The organism is Stenotrophomonas sp. FW305-3-2-15-E-LB1, from assembly GCF_058787375.1.
Window position 1 is genome coordinate 35,467 of sequence record NZ_JBYSZR010000030.1, and the last position, 21,788, is coordinate 57,254.

Genomic DNA, 21,788 nt, shown 5'->3' on the forward strand with positions numbered 1-21,788 from the left:
ATACTTGACGCGCCCCGGGAAGCGACGCGGTCGCTCCACTTCTCTCCCTCGTCGAGTCCGCGCGCCTCCCGGGCCCCTGCCCCGCCAATGCCCGCCAGCGCTAAATGCTTGCTTTTGCAACGTTTTTTCACATGACGCGCATTTGACAGCTGTTTAAATTCCCGTTAATTGCTGTATTGCGCACCGCAACAACCGTCGTCCGCCTCACCCCCGTGATGTCGATTCCGGTGCCAGTTCCCGCCAACCGGAGCCCCACCCCGATGACCCGCAAGACCAGCCTGATCGCCGCCGCCGTCGCTGTCGCACTCGGTGGCTCTTCGTTCGCCGCTGCTGCCCAGCAGGCCGGCAGCGCCGCCAACACCCTCGATACGGTGATCGTCACCGGTACCCGCGTGGCCGACCGTACGGTCGCCGAGTCGCAGTCGCCGATCGACATCATCACCCCGGAAATCCTGCAGTCCACCGGTACCGGCGAACTGGCCACCGCGCTGTCGCGCGCCCTGCCCTCGCTGAACTTCCCGCGCCCGGCCCTGACCGACGGCACCAGCGGCGTGCGCCCCGCGCAGCTGCGCGGCCTGTCGCCGGACCAGGTGCTGGTGCTGGTGAACGGCAAGCGCCAGCACACCTCGGCGATGATCAACGTCAACGGCAGCATCGGCCGCGGCGCCTCGGCGGTGGACATCAACGCGATCCCGATCGCCGCCATCGAACGCGTGGAAGTGCTGCGCGACGGCGCCTCGGCGCAGTACGGCTCGGACGCCATCGCCGGCGTCATCAACATCGTGCTCAAGGGCAGCGGCAGCGGCGGCAGCCTGGCCGTGGACTATGGCCAGTATTCGGCTGGCGACGGCAACAAGTACCAGCTCTCCGGCGACACCGGCGTGGAGTTCGCCAACGGCCGTGGCCGCGTGCACGTGGCCGGGCAGATCAGCCAGCAGGATGAAAGCAACCGCGCCGGCCCGTACCGTGGCACCACGCCGAACACCGGCAATTTCCCGGCCATCGGTGAAACCACCTTCATCGTCGGCGACCCGCGCGTGGATGCCACCGCGGCCTCGCTCAACGGCAGCTTCGACTTCAGCGACCACGTGACCGGCTACGCCAGCGCGCTGCTCAGCAACCGCGACATCACCTCGTTCGCGTTCTACCGCTCGCCCAACCACAGCAGCCAGACCGCGCTGCTGTCGCAGATCTACCCGGACGGCTACGTGCCGGAGATCAACCAGTATTCCAAGGACCGCTCGCTGGTGGCCGGCGTCAAGGGCAACACCGAGAGCGGCTGGACCTGGGACCTCAGCCTGAACCACGGCGAGAACACCCTGGACTTCAACACCCGCAACAGCATCAATTACAGCCTGGGCGCCACCAGCCCGCGCTCGTTCTACGACGGCACGCTGAAGTACCAGCAGGACATCTTCAACGCCGACGTGACCAAGTCGCTGGACTGGGGCCTGGCCTACCCGGTCACCCTGTCCTTCGGTGGTGAATACCGCAAGGAAAAGTGGGACCAGAACCCGGGCGAACTGAATTCCTACACCGGCACCGGTGCGCAGGGCTTCGCCGGCTTCACCCCCACCAATGAAGTGCATGCCGACCGCCACAACTACGCGGTCTATGCCGGCCTGGAAGCCGACCTGACCGAGAAGTTCTCCGCCGGCATCACCGGCCGCTACGAGGATTACTCGGACTTCGGTGACCGCTTCTCCGGCAAGCTGTCGGCGCGCTATGCATTCACCGACAAGGTCGCGCTGCGTGCCACCGCCTCCAGCGGTTTCCGCGCCCCGTCGCTGGCCCAGCAGGGCTACCAGGCGGTGACCAGCCAGTTCACCAACGGCGTGTTCGTCGAACGCGGCACCTTCCCCACCACCAGCGCGGCCGCACAGGCGCTGGGGGCTTCGCCGCTGAAGGCTGAAACCTCCACCTCCTACAGCCTGGGCCTGGTGCTGCAGCCGGTGGACCGCCTGTACATCACGGTCGATGCCTACCAGATCGACATCGATGACCGCATCGCGCTGTCGTCCAGCATCACCACCAACGCCGCCAGCAGCGCGCTGCTGACCAGCCTGGGGCTGCCGCAGGTGACCGCGTTCTCGTACTTCACCAATGGCCTGGACACCCGCACCCGCGGTGTTGATTTCGTCTCCAGCTACACCGTGCCGTTCGCGGCCAGCAGCCTGGAACTGACCGCGGCATACAGCTACAACGACACCAAGGTGCAGCGCGTGGGCGGCACCCCGGCCGTGTTCAGCACCCTGGGCCTGACCCAGTCGCTGATCGGCCGTGATGAGATCGGCCGCATCGAGGACAGCTACCCGCGCGACAAGACCGTGCTGAGCGGCACCTGGCGTTCGGACCACTGGGAGCTGGGCCTGGCGGCCACCCGCTACGGTGAGTTCACCGTGCGCAACTCGGCCACCGCCCTGCGCGACCAGACCTACGGCGACAAGTGGGTGCTGGACGCATCGGTGAGCTACAAGCCGAGCAGCAACTGGACCCTCACCCTGGGCGCCGACAACCTGCTGGACGAGTACCCGGACCGCACCGAAGACCTGCAGAACTCGACGTTCGGCATGCTGCCCTACAGCAACTACTCGCCGTTCGGCTTCAATGGCGCGTACGTCTACGGCCGCATCAAGTACAACTGGTAAGCGGTAACGGGCACCTCGCTGGTGGTGCCGGCCGCTGGCCGGCAGACCCTTGCCGCATCTGGAGGAGAGCCCCTTCTTGTTGAAGGGGCGCGCCGAAGGCGGGGGTAGAGGTGAAATGCGTGGGCAAACCCGCCGGCTGCGGCACGTGGCCGGCGGGTTTGCCGTATCTGGCCCCATCGGTGAAAATCGGGACATCCCCCCGACTTCTGCGAGTGCCGATGCACCATGACACCGACCTGATCAACATCGTGGCCGTTGGCCTGGGGCTCGCCTTCATCTTCGGCGCGCTGGCCAACAAGCTGCGCTTGTCTCCTCTGGTCGGGTACCTGGTGGCTGGCATCTGCGTCGGCCCGTTCACCCCCGGCTTCGTCGCCGACCAGGCGCTGGCCAACCAGCTGGCCGAACTGGGCGTGATGCTGCTGATGTTCGGCGTCGGCCTGCATTTCTCGCTGAAGGACCTGATGGCGGTGAAGGCCATCGCCATCCCCGGCGCCATCGGCCAGATCGCCGTGGCCACCCTGCTCGGCTGGGGCGTGGCCTGGCTGATGGGCTGGCCGGCCCTGCACGGGGTCATCTTCGGTTTCTCCCTGGCGACGGCCAGTACCGTGGTGCTGCTGCGGGCGATGGAAGAGCGCCGCCTGCTGGAAACCCTGCGCGGCAAGATCGCCGTGGGCTGGCTGATCGTCGAGGACCTGGCCTGCGTCCTGGCACTGGTGATGATGCCGGTGCTGGCCGGCGTGTTCGGCCCCGACGCCTCCAAGGAAACCCACAGCATCGGCAGCGTGCTGGCCGACATCGGCTGGACCTTCGTGCAGCTGGGCCTGTTCGTGGCGGTGATGCTGGTGGTCGGCCGCCGGGTCATCCCGTGGATCCTGGAACGCATCGCCGGCACCGGTTCGCGCGAGCTGTTCACCCTGTCGGTGCTGGCCATCGCGCTGGGCGTGGCGTTCGGCTCGGCCATGCTGTTCGGCGTGTCGTTCGCGCTGGGCGCGTTCTTCGCCGGCATGCTGCTCAACGAATCCGAACTGAGCCACAAGGCGGCGCATGACTCGCTGCCGCTGCGCGATGCGTTCGCGGTGCTGTTCTTCGTGTCGGTGGGCATGCTGTTCGACCCCAACATCATCGTGCAGCACCCGTGGCAGGTGCTGGCGACGGTGGCCATCATCATGTTCGGCAAGTCGGCGGCGGCGTTCTTCATCGTGCGCGCCTTCGGCCACCCCACCAGCACCGCGCTGACCATTTCGGCCAGCCTGGCGCAGATCGGCGAGTTCGCCTTCATCATCGCCGGCCTCGGCGTGGCGCTGCAGATCCTGCCCAAGGAAGGCCAGTCGCTGGTGCTGGCCGGTGCGCTGGTATCGATCATGCTGAACCCGCTGGTGTTCGGCCTGCTGGACCGCTGGCAGGCCAAGCAGGAGCAGTCGCCGCAGGCGGCCGAGCCCGAAGAGGCCACCGGCCCGTCGCGCGACCTGCATGACCACGCCATCGTGATCGGTTATGGCCGCGTTGGCAGCGAGCTGGCCCAGGTGCTGCGCGACCGTGGCGTGCCGGTGCTGGTGATCGATGACAACAAGGAACACGTCGAGCAGGCGCACGCCAGGGGCCTGGCGGCGATCCGCGGCAGCGCTGCTGCCGACCGGGTATTGGCCGAGGCCCACCCGGAGCGCGCGAAGATCGCGGTGCTGGCCATTCCGCAGCCGCTGGAAGCGGGTGAGGCGCTGGCCAAGCTGCGGGCGATCAACCCGGACCTGACCCTGCTGGCGCGGGCGCACAGCGATGCGGAAGTGAAGCATCTGCTGGAACACGGTGCCGATGGCACGGTGATGGCCGAGCGCGAGCTGGCGTATTCGCTGGCGGAGATGATCATGTCGACGCCGCCGTACCGGAACCTGGGGCAGCACAGCATTCCGGTGGTGTGAGGGGTGTGCGGGCGGCAGGGCTTGCCGCCCTGCACCTGCTGAATCAACGTCAACGTCAAAAGCCTGCATCCCGAGGGATGGCGGGGTGGGTCCGGTGGCAGGGGACGCCGTAAACCCGTCCATGGGGGCTTGGTCGCGGCATCCATGCCGCTCACACCCCTGCCACCGGACCCACCCCGCCTTCGACAGGTTCCCGCTGCTGTTGGAACTGCTGTTGGAACTGCTGCTGTTGGAACTGCTGCTGTTGGAACTGCTGTTGGGAATGCTGCTGGAACTGCTGCTAGAACTGCTGCTGGAACTGCTGCTGGAACTGCTGCTGTTGGAACTGCTGCTGTTGGGAATGCTGCTGCTGGGAATGCTGCTGCTGGGAATGCTGCTGCTGGGAATGCTGCTGCTGGAACTGCTGCTGTTGGAACTGCTGCTGGGAATGCTGCTGCTGGGGATGCTGCTGTTGGTGGGTGCCGACCGTTGGTCGGCACGGGGGCGGATCCCGTTACTGTGCGCAACGGGATCGATCTGGTCCCGCTCTGGTAGGTGTCGACCTTGGTCGACACGGTAGGTCCACGCCATGCGTGGATGCTCTTCGATGGCCATCCATCCACGCATGGCGTGGATCTACCTTTAAAAAAATCCCCGGCGGGCCCGCACCCGTCGGGGATCTGTACTGCTGGGGATTACCAGTTCTGCCACGCCTTGGAGAGGCAGTTCCACCGTACCCCATTCTGCGCGGCGTGGTGATCGCCGCTGGCGATGACGACCAAGCCGGTGGCTATCAGTCCGACAATGGCAGGCAGACATCAGCGCGCAGGCGTTCAGGCCGCACCTGCTCGGGATCATCCAGGAAATGGAAGTACAGCGGGCCATCCCCCAAGTGGTGATCGCTGTCCGCCCACCAGTCGCGGAGGAGTGCATCGCCGACGGCCTGCAGGTGCTCATAGGGCCCGACATGGTGCACCACGGCGTATCGCCCCAAGCCCAGGGTCTGCTGCTGGAAATGCGATGGGATGGCTGGCAGCGGCACCGCAAACCCCATGCCGCAGTCGAAGCGGTGCTCACGCGCAGGCACGTCGCGATGATCATCGATCGCGATGCCCACCAGGTGCAGCAGTTCGTCTGCCATCCCCTGCTGCTGGGCCCAATCGAACAACTGACCGAAGCTGGCATCCAGGTCTGCAAATGCCCCCTGCGCGCGCAGTAGTACCACTTCGAACGGCTGCAGCGCCTTCACCTGCACTTTCAGGGGAGCGGCCGCCGGCATGGCGGCGTCGCCAGCAGGCTGCGCCAGAGCCTGCTGCCAACGCTCACGCAGCGTCGGGTCTGCGCGCAGCCGGCTCGGCGTTGCCTGCAGACGTTGCCGGCAACGCCGGGCCAATGCCTGCGCGCTTTCGTAGCCCGCGGCCAAAGCTGCGTCCGTAACACTTGCACCGGGGTGCTGCAGGGCTTGCAGGGCCTGCAGCAGGCGCAGCCGATCCAGCGTCTGCCCCGGGCTCTCGCCAGTCAGCGCGCGGTACAGGCGCTGGAAGTGGAACGGTGATTGATGTGCAATCGCCGCCAACGCCACCACGTCGGGCAACGCCTGCCGCTCACGCAGGCAGGTCTGCAGCTGCTCGATCACCCGTTCGATGCCATGCGTCCGGCGCAGGGCCGCAAGTCGGTTCATGACCATTTCCTGTCGAGGACATGGTTGCGATCCTGCCTGATCCGGCCGCCCCCCGCGTAACCGATCCTGCGCGATCGGGCAGTTCGCCTCAGGCCGCCGCCAGGGCCTGTTCCAGATCTGCGCGCAGGTCTTCGATGTGTTCGATGCCGATCGACAGGCGCACGGTGTCCTCGCTGACACCGGCACGGGCCAGTTCGGCGGCGTCGAGCTGGCGGTGCGTGGTCGAGGCCGGGTGCGTGGCCAGGGATTTCGCGTCGCCCAGGTTCACCAGCCGGGTGAACAACTTCAGTGCATCCAGGAAGCGCGCGCCCGCATCGCGCCCACCGGGCAGGCCGAAGGTCAGCACGCCGGAGCCGTGCCCGCCCAGGTAGCGCTGCGCGGCGGCATGTTCGGGGTCGTCGGCCAGGCCGGCATAGCGCACCCAGGCCACCTTCGCGTGCGCCTGCAGGTACTGCGCCACCGCCAGCGCGTTGGCGTTGATGCGCTCCATGCGCAGGGCCAGGGTTTCAATGCCCTGCAGGATCAGGAAGGCGTTGAACGGCGACAGCGCGGCGCCGGTGTTGCGCAGCGGTACCACCCGTGCGCGGCCGATGTACGCCGCCGGCCCGAGCGCTTCGGTATAGACCACGCCGTGATAGCTGGGGTCGGGTTCATTCAGGCGGGCGAAGCGTGCGCGCTGTGCGGCCCAGTCGAAGCGGCCCGAGTCGATGATCGCCCCGCCCAGGCTGGTGCCGTGGCCGCCGAGATACTTGGTCAGCGAGTGCACCACGATGTCGGCGCCGTGCTCGAACGGGCGCAGCAGGAACGGCGTGGCCACGGTGTTGTCGACGATCAGCGGCACGCCAGCGGCGTGGGCGACCTCGGCGATCGCGGCGATGTCGGTCACATTCCCGCGCGGGTTGCCGATGGATTCGACGAATACGGCTTTGGTGCGTTCGTCGATGAGCGCAGCGAAGGCGGCCGGGTCCGCCGGGTCGGCGAATCGGGCCTGGATGCCGTACTGCGGCAGGGTGTGCGCCAGCAGGTTGAGGCTGCCGCCATACAGCGCGCTGGCCGCCACGATGTTGTCGCCGGCCTCGGCGATGGTCTGGATGGCATAGGTGATGGCCGCCTGCCCCGAGGCCAGCGCCAGTGCACCGATGCCGCCTTCCAGCGCCGCCAGGCGCTGTTCCAGCACGTCGGTGGTGGGGTTCATGATGCGGGTGTAGATGTTGCCCTGCACCTTCAGGTCGAACAGGTCCGCGCCGTGCTGGGTGTCATCGAAGGCGTACGCCACGGTCTGGTAGATCGGCACCGCCACCGCGCGCGTGGTCGGGTCGGGACGGTAGCCGCCATGCACGGCCAGGGTTTCCAGTTGCCACTGCGGGTCACTCATCGCACCTGACTCCATCCGGGAAACGGCCACCATAGGGCAGCCGTTGCGCACGGGTCAGATCAGCTCGGCATATCGCCCTTACCTGCCGTTATCAACGCACAAAAAAGGCGCCGCGCGATGACCGCGCGGCGCCCCGTTCTGCATTACACCCGCATCAGGCCTTGGCGAACACCAGGTGGCCGCCATCGTTGCCGACCTCGATGGTGTCGCCGTTGACGAAGGCCCCCGAGAGGATCTTCTGCGCCAACGGGTTTTCCAGCTGTGCCTGGATCGCGCGCTTCAGCGGGCGCGCGCCATACACCGGATCGAAGCCCACATTGCCGAGCAGGTCGAACGCTGCATCGGACACCACCAGCTTCAAGCCACGCTCGGCCAGGCGCCGCTCCAGGCCACGCATCTGGATGCGGGCGATCTGCTTGATCTGCTGCTTGTCCAGCGGGTGGAACACCACGATGTCGTCCAGGCGGTTGATGAACTCCGGGCGGAAGTGCGCCTGCACCACGCCCATCACCGCGGCCTTCATCTGCGTGTAGGCCTCCGGGCTGTCATCGCTGCCCATGTCCTGGATCTGGTGCGAGCCCAGGTTGGAGGTCATCACGATGACGGTGTTGCGGAAGTCCACGGTGCGGCCCTGGCCATCGGTCAGGCGGCCATCATCCAGCACCTGCAGCAGGATGTTGAACACATCCGGATGCGCCTTCTCCACCTCGTCCAGCAGGATCAGCGAGTACGGGCGACGGCGCACGGCTTCGGTCAGGTAGCCGCCTTCCTCGTAGCCCACGTAGCCCGGGGGCGCACCGATCAGGCGGGCCACGCTGTGCTTCTCCATGAACTCGCTCATGTCGATGCGGATCATCGCGTCGGCACTGTCGAACAGGAACTCGGCCAGCGACTTGCACAGCTCGGTCTTGCCCACGCCGGTCGGGCCGAGGAACAGGAACGAGCCACCCGGACGATTCGGATCGGACAGGCCGGCGCGCGAACGACGCACGGCATCGGAGACGACCCTGATCGCTTCTTCCTGGCCGACCACGCGGTTGTGCAGCACCTCTTCCATGCGCAGCAGCTTGTCGCGCTCGCCCTCGAGCATCTTGTTGACCGGGATGCCGGTCCAGCGCGACACGACCTCGGCGATCTCCTCGTCAGTGACCTTGTCCTGCACCAGCTTGAAGTCGTTGGCATCCAGTTCCTGCGCAGCAGCCAACTGCTTTTCCAGCTGCGGCAGCAGGCCGTACTGGATCTCGCTCATGCGGGCGAAATCCTGGCGGCGCTGTGCGGCTTCCAGGTCCAGCTTGGCCTGCTCCACCTTTTCCTTGATCTTCGTGGCGCCCTGCAGCGCAGCCTTCTCCGACTTCCAGATTTCATTGAGGTCGGAGAACTCGCGCTCCAGGCCGTCGATGTCATTCTCAAGATCGGCCAGGCGCTGCCGCGAGGCGTCGTCCTTCTCCTTCTTCAGCATCTCGCGCTGGATCTTCAGCTGGATCACCCGGCGTTCCAGGCGATCCAGCTCCTCCGGCTTGGAGTCGATCTCCATGCGCAGGCGCGAAGCGGCCTCGTCCATCAGGTCGATGGCCTTGTCCGGCAGCTGGCGGTCGGTGATGTAGCGGTTGGACAGCGTGGCGGCGGCAACGATGGCCGGATCGGTGATCTCGACCCCGTGGTGCACCGCGTACTTTTCCTTCAGGCCACGCAGGATGGCGATGGTGTCCTCCACCGACGGCTCACCCACGAAGACCTTCTGGAAGCGGCGCTCCAGCGCGGCATCCTTTTCGATGTACTTGCGGTACTCGTCCAGCGTGGTGGCACCCACGCAGTGCAGCTCGCCACGGGCCAGCGCCGGCTTGAGCATGTTGCCCGCATCCATCGCGCCATCAGCCTTGCCCGCACCCACCATGGTGTGCAGCTCGTCGATGAAGAGGATGATCTGCCCTTCGCTCTTGGCCAGGTCGTTGAGCACGCCCTTCAGGCGCTCCTCGAATTCGCCGCGGAACTTGGCACCGGCGATCAGCGCGCCCATGTCCAGCGACAGCACGCGCTTGCCACGCAGGCCCTCGGGCACTTCGTCGTTGATGATGCGCTGGGCCAGGCCTTCCACGATCGCGGTCTTGCCCACGCCGGGTTCGCCGATCAGCACCGGGTTGTTCTTGGTGCGGCGCTGCAGGACCTGGATGGTGCGACGGATTTCCTCATCGCGGCCAATGACCGGGTCGAGCTTGCCACTCTCGGCGCGCGCGGTCAGGTCGATGGTGTACTTCTCCAGCGCCTGCCGCTGTTCTTCGGCGTTTTCCGACTGCACGTTCTCGCCGCCACGCAGCTTGTCGATGGCGGCCTGCAGGCGCGCCTTGTCGGCGCCGGCGGCGCGCAGCGCCATGCCCAGCGTGCCGCTGTCTTCCAGCGCGGCCAGCACGAACCACTCGCTGGCGATGAAGGCATCGCCGTTCTGCTGGGCCAGCTTGTCGGTGTGGTTGAGCAGGCGCCCGAGGTCATTGCCCATCGAAACGTTGCCGGCCTGGCCGGACACCTTCGGCAGCGCATCCAGCGCCTCGGCCAGGCGCTCGCGCAGCACCGGTACGTTGACGCCGGCCTGGGCCAGCAACGGACGCGTGCTGCCGCCCTGCTGGTCCAGCAGCGCGCTGAACAGGTGTGCCGGTTCGATGATGCTGTTGTCGCGGCCCACGGCCAGCGACTGCGCGTCGGCCAGCGCCTGCTGGAAACGCGAGGTGAGCTTGTCCATCCGCATTGCGAATCCTCATCGGTCATCAGTGCCGGCCCGCGCCGGCGATGCAGGGAAGATGCGGTTGCCCCACCCGGTTTCAAGGGTGGCTGCGACTGCACCATCGGGTTGGTCAGCCTGTGGCAAGCATGCGCCCGGGCGCGTAGGCAGCGCGTTGATCCAGCGCAAGGCGCGCGCCAGGGCTGGCATGGCGGGCTCGCCAATGCCATACTTGCGAATCATTCTCATTTCGATCCATGCGCGACCGCGCCTTCCGCATGCACGCACACCACGAGCAACTGGGCACGCTGTACCGCGACCACCACCGGTGGCTGCAGGGCTGGCTGAGCGGCCGCGTGGGCAATCGCGATGTGGCCGACGACCTCACCCAGGACACCTTCGCGCGGCTGCTGCAGGGCCGCGATCTGGCCGCGCTGCGCGAGCCGCGGGCGTTCCTCACCACCGTCGCGCGCGGGCTGGCGGCCAACTGGTTCCGCCGCCAGGCGCTGGAACGCGCCTACCTGGAGTACCTGGCGCAGTTTCCGGAACCGGTGCTGCCGTCGCTGGAAGAACAGGCGCTGGTGCGCGAGGCGCTGCAGCAGATCGACGCGATGCTGGACGGCCTGCCGCCGATGGCGCGCAGGGTGTTCCTGCTCGCGCAGTTCGATGGACTGCGCTACGAGGCCATCAGCGAGCAGCTGGGGCTGTCGCTGTCCACGGTGAAGCGGCACATGAAGCGCGCCCTGATGGGCTGCCTGGCGCACGCCTGCTGACGATGGGCGTGGAGGCTGCAGGCGAACGGGCGTTGTCGCCCCGTGTGCTGGAACAGGCGGCCGACTGGCTGATGCGCCTGCACGAGGACGGCAATGCCATGCAGCGTGCGCAGTGGCAGCGCTGGCACGATGCCGATCCCGAGCACGCATGCGCCTGGCAGCGTGCGGAGCGGCTGCTGGCGCTGAGTGGCCAGGTGCCACCCGCCCTCGCCCATGGCGCGCTGCAGCGCCCTGCATCGCCCGGCCGACGCGCCGTGCTGCGCAGCGTTGCCGCGCTGCTGGTGGCGCCGCTGGGCGGCTGGCTGGCCTGGCGCCTGTACGACGATGCGGCCTGGGACGCCAGCGTGCGCACCGCCGTGGGCGAACGCCTGCGCCGCGTGCTGGACGACGGCAGCGTGCTGCACCTGGCCACGGCCAGCGCCGTCGATATCGCCTTCGATGGCCAGCAGCGTCTGCTGCGGCTGCGGCGCGGCGAGATCCATATCGACACCGCGCCCGATCCACACCGCCCCGCACGGCCTCTGCGGGTGGCCACCCCGCAGGGAATGCTGCAGGCGCTGGGCACCCGCTTCAACGTGCGCCTGTTCGACGATGCCACCCTGCTGGTGGTGCAGCAAGGCGCGGTGCAGGTGACCACCGCCGCCGGTGCCACGCAGCGCGTTGCAGCCGGCCAGCAACTGCGCTGGGGGGACGCCGGCTTGGCCGCACCGCAGGCCGCTGCGCCCGGCAGCGACGCGTGGCTGCACGGCATGCTGGTGGCCGACAGCCTGCCGCTGCAGGCGCTGCTGCATGAACTGGGCCGCTACCACCGGCGCTGGCTGCGGGTGGATGACACTGTGGCGGCCTTGCCGGTGTCCGGCGCATTCCCGCTGGACGACCTGCCGCGCAGCCTGTCGATGCTGGCCGCCACCTATCCGCTGCGCATCGATCAGGGCCTGACAGTGCGCGTGCGCGCGGCCGCCGCGCCGCAATGACACTTTTTTCGATCCTGCGTGGCAGAGGAAGTGAATCCTTCTTCTGCCGGCTCTCTCCATGCCTGTGATCCCACCCCGTTTCCGCTACAGCCTGCTGGCCATCGCCCTGGCTGCCACACCCGCCTTCGCCCAGACCGCGCCCGCCGGGCAGCCCGCCAATGCACCGGCCACGGCATCGCTGGGCAGTGCGCTGAGCGCCTTTGCCGCCCAGCATGGCGTCGCACTCTCCTTCGATCCGGCGCTGACCCAGGGCCGCACCGCGCCGCCAGTCGATGAGGCAGCGGGCGTGGACGAAGGCTTCAGCACGCTGCTGCAGGGCACGGGCCTGCGTGCAGTGCGCCGGGCCGATGGCAGCTACACCCTGCAGGGCGCGAAGACCACGCGGCAGACGCAGCCGCTGCGCGTGGGGGCGTCCGATGGCAAGGTGGCGCTGCCGCAGGCGCTGCCCTTCGGCCAGGGCGTCACCCTGGATGCCGATGCCCTGGATGCGCAGGTGAAAGGCAACGGGGACATCGCCACGGCTCTGCGCAGCAACCCGGCGGTGCAGTTCAGCGATACCAACCGCAGCAGCCGCAACATGGGCGAAATCCGCCCCGATGATTTCAGCATCAATGGCGCGCCGTACTACCAGAACCTGTTCCTGCTCGATGGCGCCACGATCAACAACGATCTCGATCCGGCCGATACGCCCGACAACGGCAACCCCGCACACAACTTCGATGTGCCCGGCGGCGCGCAGGGCATCGCCGTGGATGTGGACCTGCTGGAATCGCTGACCGTCTACGACGCCAACGTGCCGGCCTCGTTCGGCCACTTCCTGGGCGGCGTCGTGGACGCGCGCAGCCGTTCTGCAACCGACGGCCTGCATGGCAAGGTCTGGTTCCGCATGGCCCGCTCGGCCTGGGACAGCATCATCGCCAACGACGCGCAGCAGGAGAACTTCGAGGAATCCGATACGTACAAGTACCAGCCGCAGTACGACAAGTACCGCGTCGGCGCGCGGCTGGAAGGACGCACGCGCGGCGGCCTGGGCATCATCGGCACCTTCACCCGCACGCGCTCGGAGATCCCCCTGCGCGCCTACGCCGGCGGCCGTGAAACCACCGGCGCGGACGTCAACACCCGCACCCAGACGCGTGAGAACACCAGCGCCACGGTGGCCCTGGACTGGAGCAATGGCGAAGGCCTGCAGCTCGGTGCCAACCTGTCCTACGCGCCCGCCGACGATGTCTACTTCATCTCCAACTCGCGCGATTCGTACTTCAGCATCAAGTCCGGCGGGCCCACTGCCAGCCTGCGCGCGAACTGGACCGGCACGGCCTGGACCCTGCGCAACACCCTGAACTACAGCGAGGTGGAAACCAGCCGCCGCGGCGACCTGGACTACATGCGCAACTGGCTGATCTCCGATGACTTCGACTGGGGCGTGTCCGGCATCAGCACCGAGGGCAGCTGGGGCAACATCGACCAGCACGACCGCCGTATCGGCTACCGTTTCGTGGCCGACCGCGAACCGCTGCAGCTGGGCAGCAGTGAACACACCCTGCAGTTCGGTGCCGGCGTGCAGCACCGCGATGGCGACTACCAGCGCCTGAACGACCACCGGGTACTGCTGAGCACCGCCACCACTCGCAGCTGCACGCTGTCCGACGGCAGCGTGGATGATTTCAGCTGCTCACTGTCGCCGACCAGAAGCGGCGGCACCGGCCAGTACTTCAAGCGCATGTTCCTGTTCCATGCCGGCCAGTTCGAGGTGAGCGGCGAAGAGTACGAAGCCTGGCTGCAGGACGACATCCGCATCGGCAACTGGAACCTCCGTCCCGGCCTGCGCCTGGACCGCAACAACCTGTGGAAGCAGACCAACGTGTCACCGCGCCTGGCCGCGTCGTGGGATGTGCTGGGTGACCAGCGTACGGTCATCAACGCCGGCGTGAACCGCTACTACGGGCGCAGCTTCTACAGCTACCTGCTGCGCGATGGCCGCGAGCGCCTGCGCGACACGCTGGACCGCACCAGCGCAAGCACCCGCTGGGAAGATGCGAAGAGCACCAGGAACGTGGCCACCAACCGCCTGAGCGATGTCGATTCGCCCTACACCGACGAATGGACCCTGGGCGTGGACCAGCAGGCATTCGGCCTGCAGTTCCACCTGAAGTACGTGGACCGCAGCAGCCGCAAGGACATCCTGCGCCGCAAGGTCGACAGCCCGGACCGCGACCTCTACAACCTCAATACCTTCGAATACACCAATGAAGGCCGCAGCGATTCGCAGACATGGACGCTGTCGGTCAGCCCGCAGCGCTCGTGGGAATTTGCCGGCACCCGCAACAGCTTCCAGCTTTCGGCCGACCACACCGATGTGAACCGCAACTACAACAGCTACGAAGACAGCCCTGACCTGTTCGAGCGCGTGCGCCTGGATGGCAAGCTGATGTACCGCCATGAACTGCCCGCCACCCAGTACCTGCGGCCCTGGAGCGCACGCCTGAGCACCCGCACCGACATTCCAGCCTGGGGCCTGAGCTGGAACAACTTCTTCCGCTACCGCGCAGGCTTCGAAGGCACCACCGAGGGCGCGCTGGAAGTCATCGACGGCGAAAGCGTACGCAACCTGACCACGCGCCGCTTCTCCGGCAGCTGGACCTGGGATGCCAACCTGGAATACCGCCGGGCCCTGCCGCGCGGGCAGGAAGCCTATGTGCGGGTGGAAGTGCAGAACGTGCTCAACCGCAGCAACCTGACCACGGCCAGCGGTGCTGCCGCCGGCACCATGTACTTCGAATCCGGGCGCAGCTTCTGGCTGGAAATGGGCTATTCGTTCTGAGCCGGCGGCCCGGCAGGCATCTGCCGGGCCATTGTCGATGAAGCGCCTGCACCCACTGCGCCTGGCCCTGCCCGTCGCTGCCCTGTTGCTGGGCAGCGCGGGCGGGCCTGCGCCTGCGCGCGACACGCCCTGCCCCGAGGTGCTTCCCGCACGCCCGGACGGTGCCTGCCTGCGCGCGCTCTACAGCAGCCCCAGCACGCGCTGGCCCGCGCCGGAGGTCGACCCCGGTGTTGCCTGGCAGGAACTCGCGCCGCTGCCGGCACCGGTCGATCCTGCAGGCAATCCATCCACCCCGGCCAAGGTCGCGCTGGGGCGCCGGTTGTTCTTCGACCCGGTCCTGTCGAAATCACGGCAACTGGCCTGTGCCAGCTGCCACGATCCCGATCTGGGCTGGGCCGATGGCCGCCGCATATCATTCGGCCACGACCGCCAAGCCGGCCGCCGCAACGCACCCAGCGTTGCCATCAGCGCACACGCATCACCGCTGTTCTGGGATGGGCGCGCCGCGACGCTGGAAGACCAGGCCCTGCACCCCATCTCCGATCCCATGGAAATGGGGTTCAGCGCGCAGGGCGCCGTGCGCCGCCTGCGCCGCGACGCGTCCTATCGCCGTGCGTTCAACGAGGTGTTCGCGCAACCGCGCATCGATGCCGCCCAGCTCGGCCAGGCCATCGCGGCCTTCGAGCGCAGCCTGTCGCCACGCAACAGCCGCTTTGATCGCTTCCTGCGTGGCAATGCAGATGCACTGGGGGATGCCCAGCTGCGCGGCCTGCACCTGTTCCGCACGCAGGCCGGCTGCATGAACTGCCACAGCGGGGCCGCGCTCACCGACAACGGCTTCCACAACCTGGGCCTGCACTTCCACGGCCGCACACGCCAGGACCTGGGCCGCTACGAAGTCACTGGCGATCCCGCCGACAGCGGCCGCTTCCGCACGCCCTCGTTGCGTGGCGTGGCCAGCACCGCGCCGTACATGCACAACGGTCTGATCCCGCGCCTGTCGGGCGTACTGGCGTTCTACAACGTCGGCGGCGCGCGCCCGCGCGCACCGGCCTCGCCTGCGGCCGATGCGGCGCCCTTCCCTGCGCCAGATCCACTGCTGCGGCCGCGCGGGCTCAGCCGCCAGGACCTGCAGGACATCGAGGCGTTCCTGCAGACCCTGTAGCTGCGATCAGCCGCCGGCGGGTGGCGCGGCAGCCGGCTTCGGTGGCAGCAGCGGCGGCGCGGCAGCAATGGCAACCGGGCAGCCATAGGTGCCGGCAACGTCCATGTACAGGCTGTAGCGCTGGGTCGCGGCGAAACCCACCCGCCAGTCCGGGTTGAACAGGGGGTCAGGCCCCGGTGCCAGGCCGATGTCCACCGGCAGGTTCAGTACTTCCTCGCCGATCATCACCGGCGTGGTCGCCTCTACGTACTGGATGTCTTCGCTGCCCGCAGTGGTGATCACGTTCTTGCGCCGGATCGCAGACGCGGGAGGCGCTGCCGGCAGCGTCCCACGGGCCTGGAAGGCGCCATTGAAGCCGGTATCCACCTTGACCAGCACGTTCTGCTTGCCGGCGCGGATCGGATAACGGACGTCATATGCATCCCCCCACAGCGTCGACAGCGTGGCCATCCGCCGCGTGCACGGCACCGGGGTGGCAGTGGCCTGGATCACCAGCGCATCCTTGTTGATGCGCACCCGGCCCAGCGCGCGCAGCACGTCCAGGCCGATGCGTGGCAGGTCGTCCTGGCCCAGCACTGCGAAGGACACGCCGCGTACCGACAGACCGCCGATCTCGAGATCGGCCGGCGCCGCCAGCGCATACAACTGCCCGGGCTTGCCATCGGCCACCATGAAACCCTCGGTCAGCGCCAGCCCGAGTTCGGCCGCCAACGTGCGCCCGATGCGCGAATGCGCCGCGCCGCTGTCCAGATGCACGCGCACCTCGCGTTCCCCTGTGGCGGTACGGACCTTCAGGGCGAGCGTCGGCAGTTCATTGTTCATCTGCAGGGGAACGCTGACATCGCTGGCAGGTGCCGGCACTGCCAGCGCATTGCGCGGCCAGGCGGTGAAGCGCTCGAAATGCGGCTCACTGATGCCGGCAAGATGGATGTCGCCCACCTGGCGTTTCAACAACGGCCGGATATCACGCTCCAGCAGCGTGCGGACCTGCAGCATCTGCGTTGCCCATCCGGCGATATCGCCCTGCAGCAGCAGATTGCCGGCCAGGGTGGCCGAGCACAGGTACTCGACTCCCTTCACGCTGTCGGCCGGTTCAGTGGCCACGGCCTGCAGGCATTTCTGGGCGGCTTTGCTGGAGCGTTCCAGCTCCCCGCGCACCCGGTAGAAGCCTGCCTGGCCCAGCAGTCCCTTTGCCCCCTGGGTCTTGCCCAGCGCCTGCAGCCTGCCCAGCTCGGCAAGGCGCACGCTGCGGGTGTAGCGATAGGGATCGCTCAGTTCGGCGTCCGCTGTGTCCACGGTGGCAGCCGAAGCCACCGCCGTGGCGAACAACGCACTCACTCCCAACCACATTGCATGCATCGAGGTTACTCCTGTCTACCCGACGCCGACCGTATCACGGTGGTGATGACATCTGCCGCTGCAGCCTTCAGCCGCGTGTGATTGAACTGCGGATCGCGCGCAGCTGCTGTTTCACCGCACGCTCCTGCGTGGCATCCATGCGCAGCAGCGCCTTCTGCCCCACCGAGCGCGACTGCAGATCGGGATCGGCAAAGCGATAGCGGCCCCGCTCATCACGCACCACCGCCACCGGCCGCGCCGGCTCCGGGGTTTCCAGCAGATGATCGATCACCGCCACCAGGCGGTCGTTGAAGTAGCCCTGCGGCCGCCCGAGGTCGACGTAGGCCTGCTGGATCAGCGGATAGAAGCGTTTGTACGCCGTGCCCGCTGCCGCAGGATCGAGCGCGGTGAATGCCTGCACGTAGGGCGCATAGCGCGCCGCGTTGCCTGCGGCAATCTGCTCGCCGTTCTCGCCGGCCTCCACCTGCAGGCCGCCGGGCAGCGGCCGCGTGGCCAGCGCAGACGGTGGCACGCTGGTCTTGTCCAGGTTGTCCACGTGGGTGACCAGGCGCTGGATCAGGTGATCCCGCAGCAGCAGCGCCAGCCCGCCTTCCCCCTGGAACAGGCCGCTCAGCGCGGTCCATGCAGCAGTATCGCTGTCTTCCATCTTTGGCAGCGCCGGATCGGCAGCAACGTCGGTGTCCAGCGGATGCTGGATGGCCGGTGCCGAGGGTGCGGCCTCCGTGGCCGGTGCCGCAGGGGGTGCCGCAGTCGAAGGCGGTGCCGTCTGGGCAGGTACCTCCACGCGATCGGCCAGACCCTGCCACTGGTCGCGGAACAACCACGCGCCCGCACCGCCAACCACCACCACGCCCAACACCCAGGGCCACACTGCTTTTCCACTCTTCTGCATGATGCGCAACCTCGCTCTGCAAACTGCTTGGACTACGTCAGACCGGCCCGCGTTTGCAGGGTTCCCCGCCGCACTCGACCGTGTACTGGCGCGTTTGCACTGCATCTTCGCGCAGGCCGCATGAATGCCCGCTTCGCCCACTCTGGAGTTCCAATGAAACACACCGCGGCACTACGCCTGTTCCAGCCCGGCATCGTGCTGTTTGATCCGCAGGTGCTGGATGCATTCCTGCGGCAGCACCTTGCACCGGGCGAAGCACCTTTCAGCAGGTTCGTTGATGACCCGGCGGTCGGTGATGCGGCCACGCGGGCCGGCGCGGTGTTCCCGATGTACCCCATCGAAGAAGACGACTACGCGGTTTTCATTGAGCCCGCATTCGCCGACACCAGCGCTCCTTCCGACGGCGCCACGCGCTGCTTCAGCCATCCCGGCGCCCCGCTGCGGGTGGACAGCGGCATGTTGATCGCCGCCGACCTGCACGCGTTGATGGCGTGGGATGCGGACTTCTTCCTGCACTACCGCCAGCGCCTGCAGGAGCGCCTGCCAAACAGTGACTATCTGGACGTGGTTCCAGGTTGTTACGACGTCGCCATCCATGGGTACACCGGCCCGCCGCAGCCGCACCCTCCACAGGGCTATGGGCTGCAGCTGCGGGCCGTGACCGCACTGCCTGCGATATGGGCAGATGACGATTTCGACTTTGCCCTGCCCATCGCGCCACCGCGGGCCTGAAGCCAGATACTGACGTCGCCCACGCCCGGCGCTCACGCCTGCTTTGCGTCCATGCAGCGACTCTGGGGGCGGGTTCGTTGCGAGGGAACAGGCCATGCACTACGCGCTGTATTACTGGACCGGCATCCAGGGCCGTGGCGAGTTCGTGCGGCTGGCACTGGAAGATGCCGGCGCCGGGTACGTGGACATGGCACGCGTCCATGGTGATGCGGTCATGGAGCCGTTCCTGCAGGGCCAGGCCGAGGGCGGGCAGCCGTTCGCACCGCCATTCCTGAAGGCCGGGCGGCAGGTGATCGCACAGGTTGCGGCGATCCTGGACTTCCTCGGCCCCACGCTGGACCTGGTACCGCAGGCGGCATCGCGGCGGATGCAGGCGCTGCAGCTGCAGTTGACCATCGCCGATCTGGTGGCCGAAGTGCACGACACCCATCATCCGATTGCCGCCTCGCAGTACTACGAGGAGCAGAAGGCCGAGGCCAAGGCGCGCGCGGCAACGATGCGCGGCGAGCGCCTGCCGAAGTTCCTCGGCTACTTCGAACAGGTGATCGAGGCCAACGGCGGTCGCCACCCGCTGCGCGAGCACTCCTACGTGGACCTCTCGCTGTTCCAGCTGCTGAGCGGCCTGGACTACATGTTCCCGAAGCGGATGCAGGCCCTGGCGCCCACCCTGCCCCTGTTGCGGGCACTACAGGAGCGGGTGGCGAAACGGCCGAACATCGCCGCGTACCTGGACTCGGAGCGGCGGCTGGCGTTCAACACCAACGGCATCTTCCGCCATTACCCCGAGCTGGATCGCGAGACCTGACGCCGGGCACGGCCCGGCGCCCCTTCAATGCCCGGCGTCAGCCAACGGCTTCACCGGCTGCTTCTGCAGCGACAGCAGCCCCAGCAGCACGGCCAGCGCCACGTAGGCCCCGGCAAACTGCCAGCTGATGATGCGCGCCAGGCCCTGCAGATCCCACGGCAGGTAGATGCCACCGCGCGGGTCGACCGAATGGATCAGGCCGAACAGGGTCAGGCCGGCCGCCACCAGCAGGAAACCGCAGGCGCGGCGCAGGCGGCCATCGACCATCGCCGATACGGTGGCGATCCACAGCATCGAGGTGATGATGAAGCCATTGCCCAGCGCTAAGATCACCGCCAGTTCCGGCAGGCCGTGGCCATCGACGTGGGTCAGCAGCGCGCCCATCTGGTCGGCGGGAATCCAGCCCGGCGCCTTGATCGCCAGCAGGTACGCCGCCGAGGGCAGGAAGCCGAGCACCATCGCACCGGCGTGCTGGCGCGGGGTGGCCTGGAACGCCTGGGTGGTGATGTCGATGGACACGTACACGATGATCGGCGCCAGCACCGCCAGCGGCAGCCACTGCACCAGGCCGGAAATGATGCCCAGCATGCCGCCGATGCCGACGAACAGGCCGGTCAGCAGCGTGTAACCGCTGCGTGCGCCCATGTGCTTGTAGGCCGGCTGGCCGATGTACGGCGTGGTCTGGGCAACGCCGCCGCAGACACCGGCCACCAGCGTGGCCACCGCTTCCACCAGCAGGATGTCGCGGGTGCGGTAGTCATCGCCGGCCGCGCGCGCGCTCTCGGACACGTTGATGCCACCCACGACCATCAGCAGGCCGAACGGCAGCAGCAGCGGCAGGTAGGTCATCGCCGTCGGCAGGCCATCGATGAAGCCCAGCGTGGGCAGCGGCAGCACCACCTGCGGCGGCACCCAGGCCGGCACCTGGAAGCCCGGCACGCCCAGCCCGGCCAGGCCGAGGCCGTAATAGAGGACGGTGCCGAACACGAAGGCCAGCAGCACGCCCGGGCCACGCACCGGCAGCTTGCCCTTGGCGATCAGCACGTACAGCAGCAGTCCCAGCGTGGTGAAGCCGACCAGCGGCGAGCGCAGGGTTTCCAGCAGCGGCAGCAGGCCCATCAGCACCAGGGCGATGCCGGCGATGGAGCCCAGCAGCGCCGCACGCGGCAGCGCGCGGGTCACCGCTTCACCGAAGAAGGACAGGATCAGCTTCAGCACGCCCATGATGACCAGCGCGGCCATGCCCAGCTGCCAGGTGGCGATTGCTGCGGCGTGCGGGTCCATGCCCTGCTGCTTGAAGGCAGCAAAGGCCGGGCCAAGCACCAGCAGGGCCATGCCGATGCTGGTCGGCGCATCCAGGCCCAGCGGCATGGCAGTGACATCATCGCGGCCAGTGCGTGCGGCCAGGCGGCGCGCCATCAGGGTGTAGAGCAGGTTGCCGACCAGCACGCCGAAGGCCGTGCCGGGGAACATGCGGCCAAACACCACATCGGCGGGGAACTGGAACATGCCGATGAGGGCCATGGCGATGAAGCCAAGGATGGAGAGGTTGTCGACGACCAGGCCGAAGAAGCCATTGAAGTCGCCAGCGACGAACCAGCGGCGCGGTGCGGCGGGAGCGGGAGCGGACATGGAAGGGGCGGTGGGGGTGGGGACCGCCGATGGTAGGCCCAGCGGGGCCTGGGCGCCAATTCCGTCATGGAATGATGGGTTCCAGCCAACGGCGGAGCCCCTCGTGGCTGGGTTGGCCGCCGAAAAGGGTTTCCCGGATTGGTCCGTGCGGGGTGGGCTGCGCAGGACACGCCGTAAACCCGTCCCTGAAGTGACCCCCTGAAGTTGGACAGGTGGGGGGGGGCTAGGCGGCCAGCGCGACCCGCTCCCGGTACTTTACCGGGCTCAAGCCCTTTAATTTCAGCCGGATACGGTCTTCGTTGTAGTACCGGATGTACTCC

General features: G+C 67.6%; 16 protein-coding genes. 9 read left to right on the forward strand and 7 right to left on the reverse strand.

The window, feature by feature from the left end; all coding sequences use genetic code 11:
* Positions 1 to 260 precede the first annotated feature (260 nt).
* The 3 genes from AC3WL7_RS17755 to AC3WL7_RS17765 all read left to right on the forward strand — a co-directional run bounded on the left by AC3WL7_RS17755 (position 261) and on the right by AC3WL7_RS17765 (position 5,123).
* The gene (locus tag AC3WL7_RS17755) at positions 261 to 2,648 is read left to right on the forward strand and encodes a TonB-dependent receptor plug domain-containing protein (RefSeq protein ID WP_492752108.1); all 2,388 of its coding nucleotides are present in this window, start codon (positions 261 to 263) and stop codon (positions 2,646 to 2,648) included.
* Between the two features lie 218 nt (positions 2,649 to 2,866).
* A complete protein-coding gene (gene ybaL / locus AC3WL7_RS17760; RefSeq protein WP_079222912.1) occupies positions 2,867 to 4,564 on the forward strand; it encodes a YbaL family putative K(+) efflux transporter in 1,698 nt (565 codons plus the stop codon).
* A 202-nt stretch (positions 4,565 to 4,766) separates the two neighbouring features.
* Positions 4,767 to 5,123 (forward strand): hypothetical protein, encoded by a 357-nt coding sequence (locus AC3WL7_RS17765; protein ID WP_492752110.1) that lies wholly within the window; start codon positions 4,767 to 4,769, stop codon positions 5,121 to 5,123.
* Between the two features lie 213 nt (positions 5,124 to 5,336).
* Here AC3WL7_RS17765 and AC3WL7_RS17770 read toward each other — a convergent pair whose 3' ends face one another.
* From AC3WL7_RS17770 to clpB, 3 genes are all read right to left on the reverse strand, one after another.
* Entirely contained in the window at positions 5,337 to 6,224 is an 888-nt protein-coding gene (locus tag AC3WL7_RS17770; protein WP_492752113.1) for an AraC family transcriptional regulator, read from the reverse strand.
* Between the two features lie 88 nt (positions 6,225 to 6,312).
* Positions 6,313 to 7,599 (reverse strand): O-acetylhomoserine aminocarboxypropyltransferase/cysteine synthase family protein, encoded by a 1,287-nt coding sequence (locus AC3WL7_RS17775; protein ID WP_492752115.1) that lies wholly within the window; start codon positions 7,597 to 7,599, stop codon positions 6,313 to 6,315.
* Between the two features lie 154 nt (positions 7,600 to 7,753).
* Positions 7,754 to 10,339 (reverse strand): ATP-dependent chaperone ClpB, encoded by a 2,586-nt coding sequence (gene clpB, locus AC3WL7_RS17780; protein WP_492752118.1) that lies wholly within the window; start codon positions 10,337 to 10,339, stop codon positions 7,754 to 7,756.
* Between the two features lie 230 nt (positions 10,340 to 10,569).
* On the opposite strand from clpB, the gene AC3WL7_RS17785 reads away from it, so the two are divergent.
* From AC3WL7_RS17785 to AC3WL7_RS17800, 4 genes are read left to right on the forward strand one after another with little or no spacing between them, the layout of a single operon-like run.
* Positions 10,570 to 11,085, forward strand: a complete 516-nt coding sequence (locus AC3WL7_RS17785; protein ID WP_313418935.1) for a sigma-70 family RNA polymerase sigma factor — start codon at positions 10,570 to 10,572, stop codon at positions 11,083 to 11,085.
* 32 nt (positions 11,086 to 11,117) lie between these two features.
* Entirely contained in the window at positions 11,118 to 12,059 is a 942-nt protein-coding gene (locus AC3WL7_RS17790; RefSeq protein WP_492752122.1) for a FecR domain-containing protein, read from the forward strand.
* Positions 12,060 to 12,117: 58 nt separating this feature from the next.
* Complete coding sequence (locus AC3WL7_RS17795; RefSeq protein WP_492752124.1) at positions 12,118 to 14,883, forward strand: secretin and TonB N-terminal domain-containing protein; 2,766 nt, start codon at positions 12,118 to 12,120, stop codon at positions 14,881 to 14,883.
* A gap of 37 nt (positions 14,884 to 14,920) precedes the next feature.
* Positions 14,921 to 16,048, forward strand: a complete 1,128-nt coding sequence (locus AC3WL7_RS17800; RefSeq protein ID WP_492752126.1) for a cytochrome-c peroxidase — start codon at positions 14,921 to 14,923, stop codon at positions 16,046 to 16,048.
* Positions 16,049 to 16,054: 6 nt separating this feature from the next.
* On the opposite strand, the gene AC3WL7_RS17805 is transcribed toward AC3WL7_RS17800, so the two are convergent.
* Together AC3WL7_RS17805 and AC3WL7_RS17810 are read right to left on the reverse strand one after the other, a co-directional pair.
* Entirely contained in the window at positions 16,055 to 17,398 is a 1,344-nt protein-coding gene (locus tag AC3WL7_RS17805) for an aspartyl protease family protein (protein WP_492752129.1), read from the reverse strand.
* A gap of 76 nt (positions 17,399 to 17,474) precedes the next feature.
* Positions 17,475 to 18,299: a DUF3014 domain-containing protein gene (locus tag AC3WL7_RS17810; RefSeq protein ID WP_313418928.1), complete on the reverse strand. Its 825-nt coding sequence runs from the start codon at positions 18,297 to 18,299 to the stop codon at positions 17,475 to 17,477.
* Between the two features lie 153 nt (positions 18,300 to 18,452).
* Here AC3WL7_RS17810 and AC3WL7_RS17815 point away from each other — a divergent pair, with 153 nt between their 5' ends.
* Together AC3WL7_RS17815 and AC3WL7_RS17820 are read left to right on the forward strand one after the other, a co-directional pair.
* A complete protein-coding gene (locus AC3WL7_RS17815) occupies positions 18,453 to 19,031 on the forward strand; it encodes a hypothetical protein (RefSeq protein WP_492752133.1) in 579 nt (192 codons plus the stop codon).
* 94 nt (positions 19,032 to 19,125) lie between these two features.
* On the forward strand, positions 19,126 to 19,836 hold the full coding sequence (locus AC3WL7_RS17820; RefSeq protein WP_492752135.1) for a glutathione S-transferase: 711 nt from the start codon (positions 19,126 to 19,128) through the stop codon (positions 19,834 to 19,836).
* A 24-nt stretch (positions 19,837 to 19,860) separates the two neighbouring features.
* Here AC3WL7_RS17820 and AC3WL7_RS17825 read toward each other — a convergent pair whose 3' ends face one another.
* On the reverse strand, positions 19,861 to 21,468 hold the full coding sequence (locus AC3WL7_RS17825; RefSeq protein ID WP_492752137.1) for a SulP family inorganic anion transporter: 1,608 nt from the start codon (positions 21,466 to 21,468) through the stop codon (positions 19,861 to 19,863).
* 223 nt (positions 21,469 to 21,691) lie between these two features.
* Positions 21,692 to 21,788: IS3 family transposase (locus AC3WL7_RS17830; protein ID WP_492752140.1), on the reverse strand; the 97-nt coding region annotated here is incomplete at its 5' end.